Origin of the sequence: Pseudoalteromonas sp. G4 (genome assembly GCF_028875915.1) — a bacterium.
GTDB lineage: Bacteria > Pseudomonadota > Gammaproteobacteria > Enterobacterales > Alteromonadaceae > Pseudoalteromonas.
This window is the reverse complement of sequence record NZ_JAPEHW010000066.1, coordinates 1-22,570: the sequence shown is the minus strand read 5'-3', so window position 1 is coordinate 22,570 and position 22,570 is coordinate 1. Positions and strand designations below refer to the sequence as shown.

Sequence of the window (22,570 nt, the reverse complement as noted above, 5' to 3'; positions counted from 1 at the left end):
GTTCTCACTTAAAAGAGGCCTAACATACTCAAGTGACTCAGCACGTTCAGCAAGGTTATTGATTACGTCTAACTCACTAAGAGCTGCTGCCATTTTTTGCAACACATCAATTTGCGGCAAAATAATATCGAACAGTTCTTCGTAGAGGCGTTTTTCAAGTGCGAGTGCATTTGACTGACTGTTAAGCACTTTATCTTCATGCTCTTTGAGTTCAGGAATAATATAGCGTTCGTTATTTTTCAGTGTTTGCCTGCGTACGTAATCAGCAGGCACCAAGTTAGCGTTTGCTTTACTTACTTCGATGTAATAACCATGTACCTTGTTATAGCTAATTTTTAAGGTGGCAATACCTGTGCGCTCACGCTCACGAATTTCCATTTGCTCGAGAATATCAGTGGCGCCTTTGCTTAAATTACGCCATTGATCAAGCTCCTGATTGTAGCCTGGGGCAATCACACCGCCATCGCGAATTAATACCGGTGGATTGTCGATAATCGCTTGCTCAAGCAAGTCTTGTAACTCAGATAAAATAGGAGTGGCTTGCTTTATTTGCGTTAGGCGCGTGCTGCTCGCATCGTTAATTAAGTCATGAATTGGGTGCAGTGTTTGTAGCGCTAAACGCAAACGCGACAAATCACGAGGCCGTGCTGAACGAAGCGCTAAGCGCGCAATAATACGCTCCAAATCGCCAACTTGTTTAAGTGTATCGTGCAGTTCATGGTTAATGGCTAAGTCGTGGATTTCACCGAGTGCATCAAGGCGATTGTTTAATTCTTGTTGATCGCGAATTGGGCTATGCAGGCGACGCTTTAGTAAACGAGAGCCCATTGGCGTCGCTGTTTTATCAAGCACTTGCGCAAGAGTGTTATCAAAACCGCCCGATAGATTAACAGTAAGCTCTAAATTTTTACGGGTTGCCGCATCAAGAATGACATTTTGCTCATTTTGCTCAAGACCAATCGCATTTAGATGCGGTAATGTCGTGCGCTGGGTATCTTTTACATATTGCATTAAGCAGCCCGCAGCTTGCAGCGCAAGTGCAGCATTTTCAACCCCAAAACCCACTAAATCTTTAGTGCCAAACTGTTTATTTAATGCGGTTTTCGCGCTGTCTAAATCAAACTCCCAAATTGGGCGACGGCGCAGACCATTATATTGCTCAATGCTACAGGTATTTTCGAGGGTTTCTGGATATAACAATTCAGCAGGTGAAATACGCTGCAGGCTTGATGTCAGTGCTTCGTCATTATCAACTTCTAAAATACGAAAACGTCCAGAGTTAATATCTAAATAAGCAATACCATAGGCGCCTTTGTCGTTATGTGAAATAGCGCATAGTAGATTGTCTTGACGCTCTTTTAATAATGCTTCGTCAGAAATGGTGCCTGGGGTGATGATACGCACCACTTTGCGCTCAACTGGTCCTTTACTGGTGGCAGGATCACCGACTTGTTCGCATATCGCAACTGATTCGCCCATTTGCACTAGGCGTGCAAGGTAGTTTTCAACCGCGTGATAAGGTACGCCCGCCATAGGGATAGGATCACCGCCAGCTTTACCGCGATGAGTTTGCGAAATATCGAGTAGTTCTGCAGCACGTTTGGCATCATCAAAAAACAGTTCGTAAAAGTCGCCCATGCGATAGAAAACGAGAATATCTCGATGCTCAGCCTTAATTTTTAAATATTGCTGCATCATTGGCGTTTGTTGGCTGATAGTATGGTCTGAATATAAATCTAACGGCATAATTGACTAATAGTTGTTATGTAAAAGGTAAAAAAATGATATTACCCGCTCATATTACTGAGCTAGCGGCAAAGTTGGGTGCTAGTTTAACTAATAAAAAGCTTTGGATCACTACTGCTGAATCATGTACTGGTGGTGGCATTAGCTATGCATTGACCGATACCGCAGGTAGTTCAGCTTATGTTGATCGCTGTTTTGTTACCTATAGCAATGAGGCAAAGCATGAATTACTTGGTGTAAACACTGACGTACTTAAGCAATTTGGCGCGGTAAGTAAAGAAACCGTAGAACAAATGGTGGTTGGTGCAATGCAAGCTGCTAATGCCGATGTGGGCATTGCTGTGTCTGGCATCGCAGGTCCAGGTGGTGGCAGTGTTGAAAAACCTGTTGGTACTGTATGGATTGCCATAAAAGTACTGGATAAACTATCAGTTAATCACTGTTTATTTACCGGTGACCGTACTGATGTTAGATTGCAAGTTATTGAATATTCATTAGAAAAAGCAATTGTGTTAATAAACTCATAAAAAACACTTGATACTGGTAATCTATACAGTATACTTTGCTGCATAACAGAGATTTGGAGAGTCAAATGGACGATAATAAACAAAAGGCCCTTACAGCTGCGCTATCACAAATTGAACGCCAATTTGGTAAAGGCTCAATTATGAAGCTAGGCGATAGCCAAGCACTTGATATTGAAGCTATTTCAACTGGTTCGCTAGGTATTGATATCGCATTGGGTATTGGTGGTTTACCAACAGGCCGAATTGTTGAAATTTATGGTCCAGAATCATCAGGTAAAACAACGTTAACATTACAAGTAATTGCATCAGCTCAAAGAGAAGGCAAAACATGTGCTTTCGTTGATGCAGAGCACGCACTAGACCCTGTTTATGCAGAAAGATTAGGTGTTAATGTTGATGATCTTCTTGTTTCTCAACCTGACACGGGTGAACAAGCACTAGAAATCTGCGATATGTTAGTACGCTCTGGTGCGGTTGATGTGGTGATTGTTGACTCTGTTGCAGCATTAACACCAAAAGCTGAAATTGAAGGCGACATGGGTGATAGCCATGTTGGTTTGCAAGCGCGTTTAATGTCACAGGCATTGCGTAAACTCACTGGTAACATCAAGCGTTCAAATACACTGTGCATTTTCATTAACCAGATTCGTATGAAGATTGGTGTAATGTTTGGTAATCCAGAAACTACAACAGGTGGTAATGCACTTAAATTCTACTCTTCAGTTCGTCTAGACATTCGTCGTACGGGGTCAGTAAAAGAAGGTGATGAAGTTGTTGGTAACGAAACACGAGTTAAAGTTGTTAAAAACAAAGTTGCGCCGCCATTTAAGCAAGCTGAATTTATTATCATGTACGGCCAAGGCATCTCAAAAGAAGGTGAGTTAATTGACTTAGGTGTTAAACATAACTTAGTTGATAAAGCCGGTGCATGGTTTAGCTACAAAGGTAGCAAGATTGGTCAAGGTAAAGCTAACTCTATTAAATTCTTAAAAGAGAATGTTGAGATTGCTAATGAGATTGAGCAAAAGCTTCGTGAAATGCTATTACTGCAAGCAACAATTCAACCTGAAGAAGGTGAAGCAAAAAGCTTAGCTGAAGGCGACGCGGAACTTTAATGTTAGCGCTATTTAAAAAAGGCCACATACGTGGCCTTTTTTGCGTTTATGTTTACAATTTTTTGCTAAGTTTAAGTGTCATACTAAGTAAAAGCGGCTAAAATATCGTTTTTTTGTAGCTTGCCCAAGAACGGACGCACTTACTATCAATGAAAATGCTCACTCAAATGATTAAGTTAGCGCTTATTACCAGCGCGCTGACTCAGCCTTTACTTGCTCAACAGGAAGAGCTAACCACAGTTAACACGAATACACTAAATGATGCTACTAAAGCGATTGAAGTGCCAAGCTACAATTTGCCAAGTAATAGTGATTGGAACTTACGACCAGTACCTGAAGACTTCTACCAATCGCCGTACCAAATAAATTTGTTTTCTGCCGAACATGGCCAAGATAACGAACGTTTATGGTCTCAAACCAAGTCCGTAATGGCATACGGTTTTGGTGTTGCAGGCTTTATTCTTATGCTGCCTGAAGATATCTCAAAATGGGATAAGGAAAATGGGGTATTTTCTAAATGGACTGAAAACGTTAAAGAAGGACCAACATGGGACCGCGATGTATGGTGGTTAAATTGGGTAGGGCACCCTTATTTTGGTGGCGTTTATTACCAAGTGGCGAGAAAGTCTGGCTATCGTCAATGGGATGCGTTTCTCTACTCGTTTACTATGAGTACCTTCTATTGGGAATATGGTATTGAAGCTTTTGCTGAAGTACCATCAATGCAGGATTTGGTAATTACTCCAGTGCTAGGTTGGGCCTATGGTGAATGGGCATATCAAAAAGAGATGGAAATTCGCAGAACGGGCGGTGAGGTGTGGGGATCACGCACGCTCGGTAATATATCACTCTTTATGCTTGATCCAATCGACTCGGCCGGTAAAGGCATAAACAACTTGTTTGGTACCGAAGTCGTAAAAGCGGGCACAGGAGGCATTAACTTTGCGAAAATACCACTGCCAAATGGTGATTTTGAGGATCAAGTTCAATTAAGTGTTAATTATCAACTAGGATCTGGAAAGGCTTATCAAGCACCATCTTACCAAACTGGTTATGTAAGTATTAAAGATCCGGTAGATATTGGTATTATTGGTTTAGGACTAAACTACGGTAGTTTAAGCCCGGGTAATCACTGGGGGTTAGAACAAGGTTCAGCAAATGGCTGGAACTTAGGTTTATATTTTTCGCCAACATTTTCGCTTAAGCTCGATTATCTCAAAGGTAAGCTAGCGCTTCAAAATAGTAATTCGAAAGAAACATTCGAGCAGTTTAATGTGGCTGCGAACTATTACTTTAACGTTGATAGTGATTGGCGACCTTTCTTCTCGGTCGGTGCTGGTGAGATGCTCTATGCTGAGGATAAAGAAGAAAAAGGAAGCAGTACCTTTGCACTGAATGCGGGGCTGGGTTTACATTATAAAATTAATAACAATTTTGCTTTGCAATTAGACGCAAAACGCTTTTTTAACAGTAAATATAGCAATCAAGATGATGTGTACAATTTATCGTTGATTTACTTTTTTGGCGATGGTCAAAGATAACAAGCTAGCAAAAAATAAGCGACCAATTGGTCGCTTATTACTGACAACAACTTAGGAAGCAATCTAAGTTAACTGGTTTGTAAATATGTCTTAAAAAACATATTTAGCAGAAAGTTGTAGACGGTTGATATCGCCATCAGCACCGCTTTCAGTCTCGCGCTCACCTACCTTGTACTCAACACCAAACGTCATCTTTTTAACAGGTGAATAGAGTAAGTTAGCGCTGTAACTCATTGAGGTTTTGGTAGGGTCGCCGGTAATCGCAAGCAAATCCGTATTATTATCCGCACTGAAATAAGATGCTAAGAAGGTCGAACGAAGCTTGTCACTCCAGTGGTGCTGGTAGCCAACAAAGCCTGAAACAGAATCGATTGCATCAAGGTCATTACCATTTAATACTGCACCATGTGCAACATTAAGACCGACATAACGGCCTAAGCCTTTACCTGTGGTAACCATGTACTTTAAGTTATTCTTACCAAAATCAAGTCGACCAGATGCGCTCACACCAAAAGAGGAAGTTGATGCATCAGCACCACCGGCTTTATAGGTAAGCTGTCTTGCAAGGCCGGCAACAGTGAAGTGACCCCAGTCACCTTTAAAAGTGTAGCGAGCCGTGATATCAGGTAAGCTTGCATCGTCAGTCTCGTTTCTAACGCCACCTGTAGTTGTAATGGTGCTCTCAGGGTTTTCTGCAGACACAGAGAAACCGCCTGAGGTATATTTAATCATTGCTTGTCGAACGAACACAGTACCTTCAGCTGGGCCTACAAAATCTAGGGTTTCAGGTAATGCACTAACGTTTTGGAAGTTAGACCATGCCTGACCGAATAAAAAACCATTGTAAGTTACAAATGCTTGGCGAATACGAGGTGCATAAGAGTTTGAAACTCGTTCATTACCACCTGGTGATGCAATAAAGTCGAGCTCAATTTTGGTATTAATCGACTGGCCGTTGTCTAGTTTAGTCGATGTCGCTAAGTTGAAACGAGATTGACGTGCATGCATATCAAATACTGGATCAGTATCAGCATCAGCACCTACTGGTGTTGTACTTGGTACGTAAAAATCACGACCAATGCTTGTGCCACCAACAGTACCTGCTGACCAATCACTCCACATAGCATCTAATTTTACGTAACCACCGTATTTAACATCTGTTGATTCTAAAACACCCGCATGAGCAGACGCACCGAACAATACTGCTAAAACGCTAAGCGCTGTTGTTGTTAATTTATTGTTTTTCATAACTGTATCCCGATTAAGTTAACATCTTCACTTTTGGCCATGTTCAGATTTTGCTCAATTACCCATTGGTCTATACGACTAAGGTATAGCTAATTTGTATATTACAGAGCGTTTATTCCATTAAACGTATGGAAGTTACTGAAATTGTGAATATTTTGTTAAAAATATAGTTGCTTTTTTGCAGTAAACCTAAAAAATAGCAAAATAAATATTTAATAACCTGAATATAAAAGACAATTTAATTTTATGTAGCATAACTAGTTGTTAAAAAGATGATCTTGATTAGGTATTACTTATATTTAAATAGAGATGCTACTAAGGTCTAATTCTTTATACTACCTAGCTGAGTAATGCTTGAGGGTATTGGTCTAGGTTGCATTTAAGCAACTAGCAACAAAGTTAAAAGGGGACAACACATGTCACAAGAAATCTATCCAGTACCGGCTTCAGTTAAAGAAGCTGCGTTAATCGACGAAGCAAAATACAATGAATTATATCAATGGTCGATTGACGACCCTGAAGCATTTTGGGGTGAGCAAGGGAAGCGTCTTGATTGGATTAAGCCATTTACTAAAGTTAAAAACACCTCATTTGATAAAGGCCATGTAAATATTCGCTGGTATGAAGATGGCCAACTTAATGTCTCTTATAACTGTATTGATCGTCACCTGAAAGATAAAGCCGATAAAGTTGCTTTAATTTGGGAAGGTGATAACCCTGAACAATCTGAAAATATTACTTATCAGCAACTGCATGATGAAGTCTGTAAATTAGCGAATGGTTTGAAAAAGCTTGGTGTTAAAAAAGGCGACCGCGTAGCGATTTATATGCCAATGACACCTCAAGCGATTTACGCGATGCAGGCATGTGCGCGTATTGGTGCTGTTCATTCTGTAGTTTTTGGTGGCTTCTCACCTTCAGCTATTGCAGATCGTATTAAAGACTCTGGCGCTAAAGTGGTAATCACGTCGGATCAAGGCCGCCGCGGTGGTAATGCAGTACCACTTAAAGCCAATGTTGATGAAGCATTAGCACAACCGGGCGTAGACACAGTCGAAGCGGTTGTTGTTCACCAGCTCACTGCTGGCGATGTTGCTTGGAATGATGTTGATGTTTGGTGGCATGACTTAGTTGCTGATCAAGCTACAACATGTGAACCAGAAGTTATGGATGCAGAAGATCCGCTCTTTATCCTTTATACATCAGGCTCTACAGGCCAACCAAAGGGCGTAGTTCACAGCTCTGCAGGTTATTTAGTGTATACCTCGCTTACCCATCAATACGTTTTTGACTTACAAGAAGACGATATTTATTGGTGTAGTGCCGATGTGGGTTGGATCACAGGTCACAGTTATATTGCTTATGGCCCGCTTGCTAACGGCTGTACTCAGGTTATTTTTGAAGGTGTACCAACCTATCCATCATCAGGTCGTATGGGTGAAGTAGTTGATAAGCACAATGTTACAATTCTTTATACAGCACCGACAGCAATTCGTGCGTTAATGGCGAAAGGTGATGAGCCTACAGCTTCGTCTAAGCGTGAATCATTACGTATTTTAGGTTCAGTTGGCGAACCAATTAACCCAGAAGCATGGGCTTGGTATTACGAGAACATTGGTAATAGCAATTGCCCAATTGTTGATACTTGGTGGCAAACTGAAACTGGCGGTGTGATGATTACACCACTACCTGGCGCAACAGACTTAAAACCAGGCTCAGCAACGCGTCCATTCTTTGGTATTTTACCAGCATTATTTGATGCAGAAGGTGAAACACTGCAAGGTGCAACAGAGGGTAACTTAGTTATTCTTGATAGTTGGCCATCACAAGCGCGCACAGTTTATGGCGACCATGAACGCTTTGAACAAACGTATTTCTCAGCCTACCCAGGTGTGTATTTCACAGGTGATGGTTGTCGCCGTGATGAAGATGGTTACTACTGGATCACAGGACGTGTTGATGACGTATTAAACGTATCAGGTCACCGCCTCGGTACAGCAGAAATCGAAAGTGCACTTGTAGCCCATGAAGCGGTTGCTGAAGCTGCGGTTGTTGGTTTCCCACACGATATTAAGGGTCAGGGGATTTACGTATACATTACACCGAATGATGGTGTTGCAGTAAGTGATGAGTTGACCAAAGAAGTACGTAATTGGGTACGTAAAGAACTAAGCCCAATTGCAACACCAGATATGATCCAATGGTCTCCAGGTTTACCAAAAACACGCTCAGGTAAGATTATGCGTCGTATTTTACGTAAGATCGCTGCAAATGAATACCAACAGTTAGGTGATACATCAACGCTAGCAGATCCGAGTGTTGTTGAGGAGTTAATCGAAAACCGCTTAAACCGTTAATTAGGTTTGAGAATCGACTAAACTCGCAGTAACATGAAGGCTGTTATCAGTGATAACAGCCTTTTTATTAGGAGTCATATATGAGCAAGTTTTTGATAGCGGATGATCACCCTTTATTTCGAGAAGCGTTAAAAGGGGCTTTAAATGGCAGTTTCGATGATTTAGAAATCTTTGAATCAGAGAATTTTGATACAACGCTCAATGTACTAGAACAACAACAAGAGCTCGATTTACTATTATTAGACCTACATATGCCAGGCAGTGGTGATTTGTACGGTTTAATTCGCATTCGTGAAGATTACCCCGATTTACCTATTGCCGTTGTCTCAGGCACTGAAGATATTCAAGTTGTTTCTAAAGTGATGAGTTATGGTGCCCTTGGTTTTATTCCTAAATCATCCTCATCAGCACAAATAGCTGAAGCTATTGAAGAAATTTTAGATGGTGAAACTTGGTTACCAACATCAATGGCAGATAAAGTGGAAGAAGTGATTGAACAAGACGCAGAGCTTGCGCAGCAAGTTGCATCACTCACACCACAGCAATACAAAGTTTTAAGTTATTTACATGAAGGTTTACTCAATAAGCAAATCGCTTACGAGCTAAACATTTCAGAAGCTACAGTGAAAGCACATATCACCGCAATTTTTAGAAAGCTTGGCGTGTATAATCGTACCCAAGCGGTGTTAATTGCGAGCAAGCTTCAATTAGAACCTGTTGAATCCAGTTAAACCATTCACACATAAAAAAACCGAGCATCTTAGCTCGGTTTTTTATTATGTGTTTAAATATAACTGTCATGTTTTAGCTTGAAGTTAAGCGAATAAACTTCTCAGCTAACTCATCAAGTGTTTCATTGTGTTCAGGGTCTTTTTTAATGCAGTCAATTGGGCACACACTTACACAGGTTGGTTGGTCATAGTGGCCAACACACTCAGTGCATTTATTGGGATCAATTTGATAAATTTTTTCACCCATGTAAATTGCCTGATTAGGGCATTCAGGGTCGCACATATCACAATTGATACACTTCGAATTTATCATCAACGCCATGATATTAGGCCTTTTTAAAAGGGTTACGCGTATCTTGGTCTGAATCTAAATTACGTAATAAAATTGCTTTATCAAGGTCAATATCTTCCGGCAATGGAATTTTTACAATATGACCTGAGCCTTTTGCATCATCAATACGTTCACCTTTCTTATTTTCCATATGATCTAAGGTAAACTGGATGTTGCCTTGTGGTGTCATAAGTTCCATTGAGTGGCCTGTACAGAACTTATTTTTCACATCAATTTCAACCAAACCATTGTTGTGACGACCTAACACTTCCCCCACGAATTGTTGTTTATCTGAAACTGAGTGACCATATTCATAGTTTTGATACTCTTGATGTACATGACGCTTTAAGAAGCCTTCGGTATAACCGCGGTGTGCGAGGTTTTCTAGGGTGCGCATTAAGTTTGGATCAAACGGCTTACCAGCAACTGCATCATCAATCGCTTTACGGTAGACCTGTGCAGTTCGTGCAACGTAGTAGAACGACTTAGTACGTCCCTCAATCTTTAAACTATGTACACCCATTTTGGTAAGTTGATCAACGTACTGTACTGCACGTAAATCTTTCGAATTCATTATGTAAGTGCCATGCTCATCTTCAAATGCAGGCATATACTCACCTGGGCGACCTTGCTCTTCCAGCATAAATACTTCGTTTGTTGGTGCGCCTTCACCTAACGTTGGGATCACTGAGCTTGGGTCAATTTTGTGCACAACATCGCCGGTTTCGGTTTCTTTACCCGGTTTTACATCGTATTCCCAACGACATGCATTAGTGCAGGTACCTTGATTTGGGTCGCGCTTATTGATGTATCCTGAAAGCAAACAGCGACCAGAGTACGCCATGCATAATGCACCGTGAACAAACACTTCTAATTCGGTTTCAGGGCATAACTCACGAATTTGGCCAATTTCTTCTAGCGATAATTCGCGTGATAAAATAACCCGTTCAACCCCTTGCTGCGCCCAGAATTTAACCGTTGCATAGTTTACAGCATTAGCTTGAACCGATAAGTGAATCGGCATGTCAGGCCATTTTTCACGAACCAACATAATTAAACCCGGATCAGACATAATCAAGGCATCAGGGCCCATTTCAATTACTGGTTCAATATCACGTAGGTAGGTATTTACCTTAGCGTTGTGTGGCGCAATATTTGATACCACATACAGTTTTTTACCTAAATCGTGTGCTTCATTGATCCCGAGCGCTAAATTATCAAGGTCGAACTCGTTATTACGCACGCGCAAACTGTAACGTGGTTGACCTGCGTAGACTGCATCTGAACCATAGGCAAAGGCATAACGCATATTTTTAAGGCTGCCTGCTGGCGATAATAATTCAGGCACAAAAGGTTTATTCATTTAGATATCCTCATACATCGAACTGGGTTCTGGCCAGTTGCATGATTAAAAAAGCGCGCAATTTTATCAAAGAGCAAATTAATGGATGTTGATGTAGATCAACTTTTCAAAGAGGCTTTCGGTAGCATCATAAAAACGAGCAAAACAAAGCGGATTAATAGGAAAATTTCTATTTTGATGGAAAAGTGAGCAGAATATTTTCGGTTTTAATAGGATTTTCACACAAATATGCGTATAATTCGCGGCCGTTAAAATCATTAATTATTTATGGAGCATAAAAGATGGCTTTAGAGCGTACTTTTTCTATCGTAAAACCTGATGCAGTTGCTAAAAACCACATCGGTGCTATCTACAACCGTTTCGAAACTGCTGGTCTTAAAATCGTTGCAGCTAAAATGGTTCACCTTTCAAAAGAAAAAGCTGAAGGTTTCTACGCTGAGCACAGCGAGCGTCCTTTCTTCGGTGCTTTAGTTGAGTTCATGACATCTGGTCCAGTAATGGTTACTGTTCTTGAAGGTGAGAATGCAGTACTTAAAAACCGTGAAATCATGGGTGCTACTAACCCTGCTGAAGCGCTAGCTGGTACTTTACGTGCTGACTACGCAGACAGCATCGACGAAAACGCTGTTCACGGTTCAGACGCTGTAGAATCAGCTGCACGTGAAATCGCGTACTTCTTCTCTGACGAAGAAATCTGTCCACGTACTCGTTAATTCTTAACGACGTAGACAAGCTGCATTAACTTTGTTGATGCAGGAGAAAAGGGCTCTTTAGCCCTTTTCTTGTCATTTTGAACTAAAGCCAAGAATTTCATTCAAATTGTCACCTTTGCTTTAAATTTATAAACACGCCTTACTGACATCACATTCCATTTGAAGGTGTATAAAAGTAAAGCAAAGTTGATATATCGACTAATATTGAGTTGTGTTACGTACTGGGGTCTGAGTTATGAGTGCTGCGGAAAAGAAAATTAATTTACTGGATTTAACCCGTGAAGGAATGCGTGAGTTGTTTGTTTCGTGGGGTGAAAAGCCGTTCCGTGGCGATCAGGTAATGAAATGGGTGTACCATTTTGGCATCGATAACTTTGACGAAATGTCAAACATCAACAAAAAGCTAAAAGCTAAATTACACGCTGAGTGTGAAATTAAAGCGCCTGAAATTTCAGTTAAACAAGTAGCTTCAGACGGTACTATTAAGTACGCATTGGTACTTGAAGGTGGGCAAGAAGTTGAAACTGTATGGATCCCAGAAAAAGACCGTGCAACTTTATGTGTTTCGTCACAAGTAGGTTGTGCCCTTGAATGTACCTTCTGTTCAACAGCACAACAGGGTTTTAACCGTAACCTAAAAGTATCTGAAATTATTGGTCAGGTTTGGCGCGTAGCAAAAGACATCGGTTTACACGGTGACTCAACAAAACGTCCTATTACCAATGTGGTAATGATGGGTATGGGTGAGCCACTTTTAAATATCAATAATGTTGTTCCAGCGATGGAACTGATGATGGATGATTGGGCATTTGGTTTATCTAAGCGTCGCGTTACCTTAAGTACTTCAGGCGTTGTACCAGCTCTTGATATCTTGAAAGAAAAAATTGATGTGGCTTTAGCAATTTCGCTTCACGCTCCAAACAACGAACTGCGTGATGTACTAGTACCTATCAATAAAAAGTACCCAATTGAAGAGTTTTTAGCAGCATGTCGTCGCTATATTGATGGCTCAAAAGCAAACAAAGACATCACAATTGAATATGTTATGTTGCAAGGTGTAAATGACAGCACTGATCATGCTCACGAGCTAGTAAAAGTGCTTAAAGGCACACCGTCAAAAATTAACCTTATTCCGTTTAACCCATTCCCAGGTAATGAATATGGCCGTTCAAGTAATAGCCGTATTGACCGCTTCTCTAAAGTGCTTCAAGCTGCAGGCTTAACCTGTATTGTACGTCGTACTCGTGGCGATGATATTGATGCAGCCTGCGGTCAATTAGTAGGTGATGTGGTTGACCGTACAAAACGTGTTATGAAGAAAAAGCAGCTTGATGATAATAAAATCGCTGTAAATACAGTTAACCCAGAATTGGTACTAATAAAAAATTAGATGATCCCAACGCTAATTCGGGTAGAATTAAGGTAATTGTCAGAAAATGAGTATAACTATGCGTCGTTCAATATTAGTAGGTGTTGCAGTACTTGCAACAACAGGATGTGTAACCGAAAGTGTGTATGTAGGCAGTGATAAACCGGTAGTGGAAAATCGCATCGATAACGATGAGGCTGCAAGAACACGTATCTCTCTGGCATTAAAATATTTAGCGTCAGGCGATAGTACACAAGCAAAATATAACCTTGAGCGTGCTGCAAAATTTTCACCAAAGCTGCCTGAAGTGCATTACACCACTGCTTATTATTATCAGCAAGTGGGTGAAAATGAGCTTGCTAAAGACTCGTACCTGCGCGCAATTGACATTGCACCAAATGACCCAAATACCCTGAATAACTATGGTGTATTTTTATGTGGTTTAGGTGAATACGATGAAGCATCAGACTACATTTTACGTGCGATTGAAGTGCCAAGTTACTTACGTGTTTCGCAAAGTTATGAAAATTTAGCCCTATGTGCCATCGAAAATAACGAATTTGATGAAGCTGAAGAATATTTAGAAGCGTCTGTTAAACACAGCCCTTCGCGTGGCTCTTCGTTGGTCAACTTGTCTGCTATTTATTACGCTAAAAGTGATTTACACCGTGCTCAGACGTTTATGAACCGTTATGAAAAATCTGGCCGTATTTCATCACGCTCTTTAATGTTGTCATACTTAATTGAAAGCCGTATGGGTCATATTGAAAAGGCTAGTACTTTAGCGCTTACACTTCAGCAAACATATGCTAATTCAATTGAAGCTAAGCAAATTAAACAAAAGAAAACCGCTGATAGTGAGTTTGAACGACTGCGTGAGAGATACCGCAAAAATGAAATAAGCAAACTGAAAAAAGAGCTTAATCCAGATGGTAAATCGGTTGTTAAAAAACCAAAAGTAAAAGTGGTTAAACGCAAAACTCCAGCTGAAAATGCACAACTAACCGTGACTGAAAAAGTGGATATCGAACCACAAGCACAAGTTGAAGTGGCAAAACCGATTCAACAAGTAACTAAAAATGAAGTTGTATTAGCGCAAGCTAAAAAGGCTGAAGATGCAGGCGAAGCGGTAGAGCAGGTTGCAACCCCATTAAAACTTGTTGAAACGCCTTATCACGTAATGAAAGGTGGCGAAAACTTATTCTCAGTGTCGGTTAAATACAATGTGAAACTGGCAAAACTGCTTGAGTGGAATGGTTTAACAGAAAACGATCCTGTTTTCGCAGGCACAAAAATCTATCTAAATAATCCGAATGTGTACCACTTAGTTAAAGATGGCGATACGCTATTTAGCATCTCTGTGAAGTATAATTTGCGCATGAAATCACTGGCTGAGTGGAACGATATCCAAGAATCGGCAACTTTAAGCCCTGGCAATAAAATTATATTAGTGAATCCAAAAACTTACGCACTATGACCGAAGAAGTATTAGAGCAACAACCCAGCATCAAGTTAGGCGTGCAACTTTCAAACGCACGTGAACAATTTAATGTTTCGGTTGATGAGATGGCGCACAAGTTAAAACTAACCGCAAAACAAATTGAAGCACTGGAAGGTGAAGATTATAGCCAGTTAGGCCCAGTTACATTTGTGAAGGGCTATATTCGCAGTTATTGCCGTGAATTTTCACTTAATGAAGCGGATTTAATGACACAATTTTCGCATCAACGTGAAGAAGCAGAAAAGCGCATGCAAAGCTTCTCACGTCGCACTGAGCGTGAAGCGAAAGATAATAGATTAATGCTGTTTAGCTATGCAATTATCGCCTTGATCATTGGTTCTTCGTTGTTCATTTGGTGGCAAAATCTAGACGTAGCGCCGATCGCACCAGAAAAGCAAACTGTGGTGCAAATTAGTGAAAATGAAAAAATTGAACCTGTTACAACCGATAGGTTACCAATACAGCAGGCCGACAACTCAGAAGCACTAAAACTTGCTGCTAATGAGGTTGAGGATGGCAACACTGAGCCTGAGCAGTCTTTAGAGCAAATAGAAGCGCAGCCAGTGACTCAAATTGTTGAAAACAAGCGTGCACCAACTAAGCGTGCCACTAATGTTGATACCATCACAATGACTTTTAAAGATGATAGTTGGGTTGAGATTTTTGACGCCGATGGCGAGCGTGTCGCGTTTGGTGTAAAGAAAAAAGGCTATGTAATGACATTAGAAGGCAAAGCTCCTTTTAATGTTGTATTGGGTAAACACTACATTGTTGATGTTAAATTTAATGGCGATTTAATTGATATTTCGCACTTTCCAACTAACCGTTTAGCCAAATTTAGCCTGCCGTTGAGTGAGTAATAAGTATGTTTTCAGAATCTCCAATAAAACGTCGTAAATCAAAACGCATTTATGTAGGTAATGTTCCGATTGGCGATGGAGCACCCATTGCCGTGCAATCGATGACCAATACGGAAACCACTGATGTTGCCGCTACTGTTGCGCAAATCAAAGCGATTCAAGATGCAGGTGCTGATATTGTGCGTGTATCTGTACCAACCATGGATGCAGCTGAAGCATTTAAAGAAATCAAACAACAAGTAGATATTCCACTCGTTGCAGATATTCACTTTGATTACCGCATCGCATTAAAAGTTGCTGAATATGGTGCTGATTGTTTACGTATTAACCCAGGTAACATTGGCAGCGAAGAGCGAATCCAAGCCGTGGTAGATGCTGCGCGTGAAAAGAATATTCCAATTCGTATTGGCGTTAATGGTGGCTCGCTAGAGCGTGATATTCAAGAAAAGTACGGTGAACCAACACCAGAGGCGTTACTTGAATCAGCAATGCGTCATGTCAATATTCTAAAACGTTTAAACTTTGAAAACTTTAAAGTATCCGTTAAAGCGTCTGATGTCTTTCTAGCTGTTGGTGCGTACCGTTTATTAGCAAAAGAAATTGAACAGCCACTGCATTTAGGTATTACTGAAGCGGGCGGTTTTAGAGCGGGGTCAGTTAAATCGGCAGTTGGGCTAGGCATGTTACTTGCCGAAGGCATTGGTGATACGTTACGAGTCTCGCTTGCGGCTGATCCTGTGCAAGAGATTAAAGTCGGTTTTGATATTTTAAAGTCTCTGCGTATTCGTTCGCGTGGTATTAATTTCATTGCTTGTCCAAGTTGCTCACGTCAAGAATTTGATGTCGTAAATACGATGAACCAACTGGAAGAGCGCTTAGAAGATGTAATCGAACCTGTGACTGTTTCTGTTATTGGCTGTGTGGTAAATGGCCCAGGAGAGGCACTTGTTAGTGACTTAGGCTTGGCGGGGGCTAATAAACGTTCAGGTTTATATATCAATGGTGAGCGTCAAAAAACACGTATTGATAACAATCAAATTGTTGACCAATTAGAAACGCAAATTCGAGATTACATCGCTAAAAAGAGTGCTGAACAACAAATAGACGTTAAGTTAGTTGAGTAAGTAGTCTCGTTGGGTATAATTGACAATCTTCTTTTTCTGGGGCGATTTCGCCCCATGCATTTAATTAGCATTAGGGTAAGGTAAGGCAGCGTGGCAAAACAAATCCAAGCAGTTCGCGGCATGAATGACTGTGTACCAGGTGATACTCAGGTATGGCAGAAAGTAGAAAGTATTTTACGCGAAACAGTTGCATCATATGGCTATCAAGAAATTCGTTTCCCAATTGTTGAATCAACTGATTTGTTTAAGCGCTCAATTGGTGAGGTTACGGATATCGTTGAAAAGGAAATGTACACCTTCGAAGACCGTAACGGTGACAGCCTTACGTTACGCCCTGAAGGTACCGCTGTATGCGTTCGCGCAGGTAATCAAAACGGCCTTCTTTACAACCAAGAGCAACGTCTTTGGTATATGGGACCAATGTTCCGTCACGAAAGACCACAAAAAGGGCGCTACCGTCAGTTTCACCAGTTTGGCTTGGAAGTCTTTGGTTTTGAAACTGCAGACATTGACGCAGAAGTAATTATTTTAACGGCGCGTTTATGGCAAGCGTTTGGCATTAGTGAGCATGTGCGTTTAGAGCTGAACTCACTTGGTTCAAATGAGGCGCGTGCTAAATACCGTGATGCATTAGTTGCTTACCTTGAGCAAAATATTGATGCTTTAGATGAAGATTCGAAGCGCCGTATGCACTCAAATCCATTACGTGTACTAGATAGTAAAAACCCAGATGTACAGGCCGTTTTAGTGAATGCACCTAAACTGTCAGAACATTTAGACGAAGAATCACAACAACATTTTGCAAATTTATGTGAACGTTTAGATGCAGCAGGTATCGAATATCAGGTTAATGAGAAGCTGGTTCGTGGTTTAGATTATTACAACCGCACGGTTTTTGAATGGGTAACCGAAAGCTTAGGTGCTCAGGGCACCGTTTGTGCTGGCGGTCGTTATGATGGCTTAGTAGAGCAATTAGGTGGTAAAGCAACGCCTGCAGTTGGTTTTGCAATGGGCATGGAGCGTTTAGTTCTATTATTGCAAGAGCTTAACTGTGTTGGTGAAATTCGCCGCACCAATGATGTTTATATTGCGGCAATGGGCGATGCAGCGAGCATTCAAGCGCCAGTAATTGCCGAGAAGTTACGTGCTAAAGTACCTGGTATTCGCATTATTGTGCATGCCGGTGGCGGTAACTTTAAGAAACAATTAAAACGAGCAGATAAAAGTGATGCGGTTTACGCACTAATTATTGGTGAAAGTGAACTTGAGAATAATCAAGTAACAGTAAAACACTTACGTGAGCATCAAGAACAACAAACACTAGATTTAGATCAAGCAGCCGAGTTGCTAAAAGGCTTGGTATAAGAGGTTAGAATGGAAATTTATTCAACAGAAGAACAACAAGCAGAAGCAATAAAACGATTTTTCCGTGAAAATGGCACATCTTTAATTGCCGGTGTAGTAATTGGTTTAGGTGGCTTATATGGCTGGAAAGCATATAACCAATCGCAAATTGATAGTGCAGAAGCTGCATCTGATGCTTATACGCAATTAATTTCTAAAGCAGGTCAAGATGATTCAGATGTGCTAGCAAAGTCTGACGCGTTTTTAGCTGAATATAAAGACTCAAGCTATGCAGTACTTGCTGCGTTTGTAACTGCACGTGAAGCAGTTGATGCGAAAAATTACGCAGCTGCGAAAGAAAAGCTGGAGTGGATTGTTTCTAACTCATCACAAGCTGAATTAAAAGCAGTAGCGACAACACGCATCGCACGCATAGAGCTGGCTGAAGGTAACTTTGATGCAGCGCTAACTAAGTTAAATACGACATTACCAGACGCATTTCAATCACAAGTTGAAGAGTTAAAAGGTGATATTTATCTAGCGAAAGAAGATAAAGATAACGCCCGTTTAGCGTATCAAGCCGCGATTGATGCTGCAGGTGAAGCACCAAGCCAACTTCTTCAAGTTAAATTGGATAACCTTGCCGTTGCACAGTCGCTGTAGGTGATTTATGAAAAAAATTACCTTAGCTAGTTTGCTATTACTGACCTTAGGGTTAGTAGGATGTTCGTCGAGTGATGACGAGGAAGAAGAGTTAACGCTGCCTGAAATTGTAAATCAATTTGAAGCCGATAGCGTTTGGCAAAGCAGTGTTGGTGCAGGCGTTGAGCACTATTTTTCGCGTCTTTCACCAGTAGTCTACAAAGACACTGTTTTTGTTGCATCGCGTCGCGGTGAAATCAAAGCGATTGATATCAATACAGGTAAAGAGCTTTGGCGTACTGATGTACGTGAAAATCCAGCATTTTGGCCGTGGGCTGATGATGACAGCGCCAAACTTTCTGGTGGTTTAAGCGAAGCTTACGGCAAAATCTTTGTCGGCACTGAGCGTGGTGAAGTGATAGCGCTTGACCGTGAAACAGGTGAGCTTGCATGGCGTAAAAAAGTGCCAGGTGAAGCGCTTTCAGCACCTGCAGCAGGCGATGGCTTAATTTATGTAAACCTTGGCTCAGGCAAACTTGTTGCACTTCACCCAGATGAAGGTGAACAGCGTTGGGTTTATGAGCATGAAGTACCTGCGTTGACGTTACGTGGTATAAGCTCACCACAGTCAGCAAATGGCGGCGTTATTTTCGGTGAAGAAAATGGCAAGCTTTCAGTTGTTATTGCGGAAAACGGCTTTTTAGCATGGCAAGCTGATGTAGCAGTGCCACAAGGAACGTCTGAGTTCGAGCGTTTAGCGGATGTTGATACGCAGCCAATCATCCAAGGTTCAACAGTTTACTCATTAGCTTACAATGGCAATTTAGTAGCTGTGGATGTACGTAGTGGAAACGTACTTTGGAAACGTGAATACAGTGGTTATCGTGATTTTACTATCGATGGTCGTAACATCTATTTGGTAGATAGCCAGGGTTCTATCTATGCTTTAGATGCAAGCTCAGGTATTGAACGTTGGAGTCAGCCAGCACTTAATGGTTGGTTTTTAACAGGTCCTACGGTATTTGGTAACTACTTAGTAACTGGTGATCAGGAAGGTAATCTGCACTGGTTAGATAAAGAGACAGGTGATCTTGTTTCGCGTAGTGAATTCGATAGTTCAGGCTTTTATGTAGAGCCAGTAACTGCGGGTGATAAGTTAATTGTTATCACACGTGACGGTGAAGTTAGCTTAGTTAACTTACCACTAGCGAATTAATCGTTTATTGCCAAGTGTTACTTGGCAAATTAAAGGCTTCGTTACGGCTTGCACTGGACGAAGCCTTTTGTTGTTTATTTAAGAGGTTGAATATGCTTCCTGTGATTGCCCTTGTGGGTCGTCCTAATGTTGGGAAATCAACATTATTTAATAGGTTAACGCGTACGCGTGACGCCCTTGTTGCGGACTTCCCAGGTCTAACACGTGATCGTAAATATGGCCAAGCAAGTTATGAAGATTATGAATTCATTCTAGTTGATACTGGCGGTATTGATGGTTCTGAACAGGGAATTGAATCTGAAATGGCTGAACAATCGCTGTTAGCGATTGAAGAAGCAGATATCGTGATGTTTTTAGTGGATGCCAGAGCGGGCTTAACGGCTTCTGATATTGGTATTGCTGACCATTTACGTAAACAACAAAAGAAAGTATTCGTTGTTGCTAATAAAATTGACGGTATTGATGCTGACTCTAACTGTGCTGAATTTTATCAGCTTGCATTAGGCGAAGTGTATCAAATCGCTGCAGCTCACGGTCGCGGTATCACTTCATTACTTGATACTGCATTACAGCCAGTAATTGCAGAATATGCTGAAGCATACCGTGCAGCGAACCCTGAAGAATTCGAAGATGAATTAGTTGATTCACTTTATGACGATGAAAGTGAAGGGGAAGACGTTGACGGAGAACGTACAGATAAGCCGGTTAAGCTTGCGATTATTGGTCGTCCAAACGTAGGTAAATCGACTCTGACTAACCGTATTTTGGGTGAAGAACGTGTAATTGTTTACGATATGCCGGGTACCACTCGTGACTCTGTGTATATTCCAATGACGCGCAATGAAAAAGAATATGTACTGATTGATACCGCAGGTGTGCGTAAGCGTAAAAAAGTATCGGACGTTGTTGAAAAGTTCTCAGTGATTAAAACTCTGAAAGCAATTGAAGATGCAAACGTTGTATTACTGGTAATTGATGCGCGCGAAGGTATCAGCGACCAAGACTTAAGCTTATTAGGTTATACGCTAAATGCAGGTCGTTCATTGGTAATTGCTGTGAATAAGTGGGATGGGCTTGATACTGACGTTAAAGAGCGTATTAAATCAGAACTTGATCGCCGTTTAGGCTTTATTGATTTTGCCCGTATTCACTTTATCTCTGCACTTCATGGTACTGGTGTAGGCCATTTATTTGAATCAGTTGATGAAGCGTATGAGTCTGCTACCAAGCGTATCAGTACTGCGATGCTGCGCCGTATTATGGATATGGCACAAGCGGATCACCAGCCACCATTGGTGCGTGGTCGTCGCGTTAAGCTTAAATATGCGCACGCAGGGGGTTATAACCCACCAATTATCGTTATTCACGGTAATCAGGTAAAAGACTTACCTGATTCATATAAGCGTTATATGATGAACTACTATCGTAAAGCGCTTAAAGTAATGGGTACGCCGATCAAAATTGAATTTAGAGAAGGTGATAATCCATACGCAGGCCGTACTAATAAAATGACGCTTTCACAGCAAAGACAGCGAAAGCGTATTTCTAAAATGTATAGCAAAAAGCCTTAATTTTAGATTTGTTTAAAAAAGCACCTAACAGGTGCTTTTTTCGTATGTGATGAAGGAAATAGCTGCAATTTGCGGCAGTTGTGTGCTAATAATTAGACAATAAGAATAATTAATCATCACCTTTATACATGGACTACTTAAAAACAGTCATCTATGTCGATAATGTTGAAGAGACACTCGATTTCTACTATCAAGCATTTGCTATCAATACTGCACAGCTCGACGAAGATGGTCAATACGGCGAATTAGACTTTCAAGGTGCTCGCATTGCTTTTGCAGCCCACCCATTAGCGCAATCTCACTTCAAACAAAGTTATATTCGTGCGCAACCAAAGCAACCCGCTTTGGGATTTGAGTTAGTATTGCACGTAGAAGATATTAATCTTGCGTTTACCAAAGCAGTGGAAGCAGGTGCAGAGCCCCTTAGCGCACCCAATGAAATGGAAGGTAAAAACCTTGCTTATGTGCGCTCTATTGAAGGCACATTAATCGCATTAAGCGAGTAAGCTTTGCTTCATAAATTGCCATGTTTCATCTGAATTGATAATGCGACCATGACCAAGTTTATCCACCGCTTTTAGCCTAATGTGTGCATGTTGCTTTGCTTGCTCATTTGCTAATGCGAAATTAGCAAATTTATCATTCTTATCATGAATTATATGCACTGGGTGAGCATGTTGTTTAATGTGGATCTCAGGCAAAATTTGTTCAAATTGCATTTGATGCTCTTGCTCAACACTTGATAGTACGCCTTTAAATAATCGTTTATTAATACCCGTATTTAAAATGCGCTGTTCAAATGAATCGTAAAAACCAAAGGTAGGTGCAATCAGTAAATGAGGGAGTTGTTTACTCACATTGAGTGCTGCAACTGTGCCCATCGAATGACTAACAATCGCTTTAGGGCTTTTAATACTATTTACCACCGATTGTAGGCCTTTGATAAAAAGCGGCAAATTAGCGAATTTACCTTCACTTTCGCCATGTCCATAATGATCAAATGCGGTTGCTTTAAAGCCAGCTTGAGCTACTTTTTCCATCAATGGTAAAAACTGCCTGCCACTGCCAGACCAGCCGTGTGTAAAGATGATTTCAGGGCCTTGACCAACCGAAATCAGATTAAGATTGCCATAATCTGTTTTTAATTTATGTTCAACAAAAGGTGACTTTAACTTTGCTTGCTTACGCCTTTTTGCTGGTGTAAGTAATAATTTACTTGCTTGTTTTAGGGCAAAGTTTGGCGCAATTTTTAAGGCTGAAGTCGACGCCGC

Annotated in this window: 20 protein-coding genes; 15 read left to right on the top strand and 5 right to left on the bottom strand. The window is 41.0% G+C overall.

The features are described 5' to 3' along the window. On the bottom strand, positions 1-1,746 hold a 1,746-nt coding region (gene mutS, locus ON073_RS16010), incomplete at its 3' end, for a DNA mismatch repair protein MutS (RefSeq protein WP_274762897.1). 35 nt (positions 1,747-1,781) lie between these two features. Between mutS and ON073_RS16005 the strand changes: the two genes are divergently transcribed. The 3 genes from ON073_RS16005 (at position 1,782) to ON073_RS15995 (ending at position 4,929) form a co-directional block, all read left to right on the top strand. Then, positions 1,782-2,273 carry a CinA family protein gene (locus ON073_RS16005; RefSeq protein ID WP_274762896.1) on the top strand — a complete coding sequence of 164 codons (492 nt, stop codon included), beginning with the start codon at positions 1,782-1,784 and terminating at the stop codon, positions 2,271-2,273. A gap of 65 nt (positions 2,274-2,338) precedes the next feature. Further along, complete coding sequence (gene recA / locus ON073_RS16000; RefSeq protein ID WP_038640125.1) at positions 2,339-3,388, top strand: recombinase RecA; 1,050 nt, start codon at positions 2,339-2,341, stop codon at positions 3,386-3,388. Between the two features lie 167 nt (positions 3,389-3,555). Then, positions 3,556-4,929, top strand: coding sequence for a DUF3943 domain-containing protein (locus tag ON073_RS15995; protein ID WP_274762895.1), 1,374 nt, complete (start codon positions 3,556-3,558; stop codon positions 4,927-4,929). A 90-nt stretch (positions 4,930-5,019) separates the two neighbouring features. Here the strand turns inward: ON073_RS15995 and ON073_RS15990 are convergent, their stop codons facing one another. Continuing rightward, a complete protein-coding gene (locus ON073_RS15990) occupies positions 5,020-6,177 on the bottom strand; it encodes a DcaP family trimeric outer membrane transporter (RefSeq protein ID WP_274762894.1) in 1,158 nt (385 codons plus the stop codon). A 416-nt stretch (positions 6,178-6,593) separates the two neighbouring features. On the opposite strand from ON073_RS15990, the gene acs reads away from it, so the two are divergent. Both acs and ON073_RS15980 read left to right on the top strand, forming a co-directional pair. Then, positions 6,594-8,534, top strand: a complete 1,941-nt coding sequence (gene acs, locus ON073_RS15985) for an acetate--CoA ligase (protein WP_274762893.1) — start codon at positions 6,594-6,596, stop codon at positions 8,532-8,534. Positions 8,535-8,614: 80 nt separating this feature from the next. Beyond that, positions 8,615-9,265, top strand: coding sequence for a response regulator transcription factor (locus ON073_RS15980; protein WP_274762892.1), 651 nt, complete (start codon positions 8,615-8,617; stop codon positions 9,263-9,265). 73 nt (positions 9,266-9,338) lie between these two features. Here ON073_RS15980 and ON073_RS15975 read toward each other — a convergent pair whose 3' ends face one another. Both ON073_RS15975 and trhP read right to left on the bottom strand, forming a co-directional pair. Beyond that, entirely contained in the window at positions 9,339-9,587 is a 249-nt protein-coding gene (locus ON073_RS15975; RefSeq protein ID WP_274762891.1) for a YfhL family 4Fe-4S dicluster ferredoxin, read from the bottom strand. Positions 9,588-9,591: 4 nt separating this feature from the next. Continuing rightward, positions 9,592-10,959 carry a prephenate-dependent tRNA uridine(34) hydroxylase TrhP gene (trhP, locus tag ON073_RS15970; protein WP_274762890.1) on the bottom strand — a complete coding sequence of 456 codons (1,368 nt, stop codon included), beginning with the start codon at positions 10,957-10,959 and terminating at the stop codon, positions 9,592-9,594. A 281-nt stretch (positions 10,960-11,240) separates the two neighbouring features. Between trhP and ndk the strand changes: the two genes are divergently transcribed. The 10 genes from ndk (at position 11,241) to ON073_RS15920 (ending at position 21,805) form a co-directional block, all read left to right on the top strand. Further along, complete coding sequence (ndk, locus tag ON073_RS15965) at positions 11,241-11,672, top strand: nucleoside-diphosphate kinase (protein WP_010560883.1); 432 nt, start codon at positions 11,241-11,243, stop codon at positions 11,670-11,672. A gap of 235 nt (positions 11,673-11,907) precedes the next feature. Then, on the top strand, positions 11,908-13,062 hold the full coding sequence (locus ON073_RS15960) for a bifunctional tRNA (adenosine(37)-C2)-methyltransferase TrmG/ribosomal RNA large subunit methyltransferase RlmN (protein WP_274762889.1): 1,155 nt from the start codon (positions 11,908-11,910) through the stop codon (positions 13,060-13,062). A 58-nt stretch (positions 13,063-13,120) separates the two neighbouring features. After that, the gene (pilW, locus tag ON073_RS15955) at positions 13,121-14,518 is read left to right on the top strand and encodes a type IV pilus biogenesis/stability protein PilW (protein WP_274762887.1); all 1,398 of its coding nucleotides are present in this window, start codon (positions 13,121-13,123) and stop codon (positions 14,516-14,518) included. Then, the gene (locus tag ON073_RS15950; protein WP_274762886.1) at positions 14,515-15,402 is read left to right on the top strand and encodes a RodZ domain-containing protein; all 888 of its coding nucleotides are present in this window, start codon (positions 14,515-14,517) and stop codon (positions 15,400-15,402) included. Before pilW ends, ON073_RS15950 begins: the two co-directional genes overlap by 4 nt. 5 nt (positions 15,403-15,407) lie before the next feature. Next, positions 15,408-16,526, top strand: coding sequence for a flavodoxin-dependent (E)-4-hydroxy-3-methylbut-2-enyl-diphosphate synthase (gene ispG, locus ON073_RS15945; RefSeq protein WP_274762885.1), 1,119 nt, complete (start codon positions 15,408-15,410; stop codon positions 16,524-16,526). 90 nt (positions 16,527-16,616) lie between these two features. Next, positions 16,617-17,891, top strand: coding sequence for a histidine--tRNA ligase (gene hisS, locus ON073_RS15940; protein WP_274762884.1), 1,275 nt, complete (start codon positions 16,617-16,619; stop codon positions 17,889-17,891). 9 nt (positions 17,892-17,900) lie between these two features. Next, complete coding sequence (locus ON073_RS15935; protein ID WP_274762883.1) at positions 17,901-18,533, top strand: YfgM family protein; 633 nt, start codon at positions 17,901-17,903, stop codon at positions 18,531-18,533. A 7-nt stretch (positions 18,534-18,540) separates the two neighbouring features. After that, positions 18,541-19,728, top strand: a complete 1,188-nt coding sequence (gene bamB, locus ON073_RS15930; protein ID WP_274762882.1) for an outer membrane protein assembly factor BamB — start codon at positions 18,541-18,543, stop codon at positions 19,726-19,728. Between the two features lie 92 nt (positions 19,729-19,820). After that, positions 19,821-21,299 (top strand): ribosome biogenesis GTPase Der, encoded by a 1,479-nt coding sequence (gene der / locus ON073_RS15925; protein WP_274762881.1) that lies wholly within the window; start codon positions 19,821-19,823, stop codon positions 21,297-21,299. Between the two features lie 128 nt (positions 21,300-21,427). Next, a complete protein-coding gene (locus ON073_RS15920; RefSeq protein ID WP_274762880.1) occupies positions 21,428-21,805 on the top strand; it encodes a VOC family protein in 378 nt (125 codons plus the stop codon). Here the strand turns inward: ON073_RS15920 and ON073_RS15915 are convergent. Then, positions 21,794-22,570, bottom strand: a 777-nt coding sequence (locus tag ON073_RS15915; protein WP_274762879.1) for an alpha/beta fold hydrolase, incomplete at its 5' end; no start/stop codon positions are given. The two genes, ON073_RS15920 and ON073_RS15915, sit on opposite strands and share 12 nt — an antisense overlap.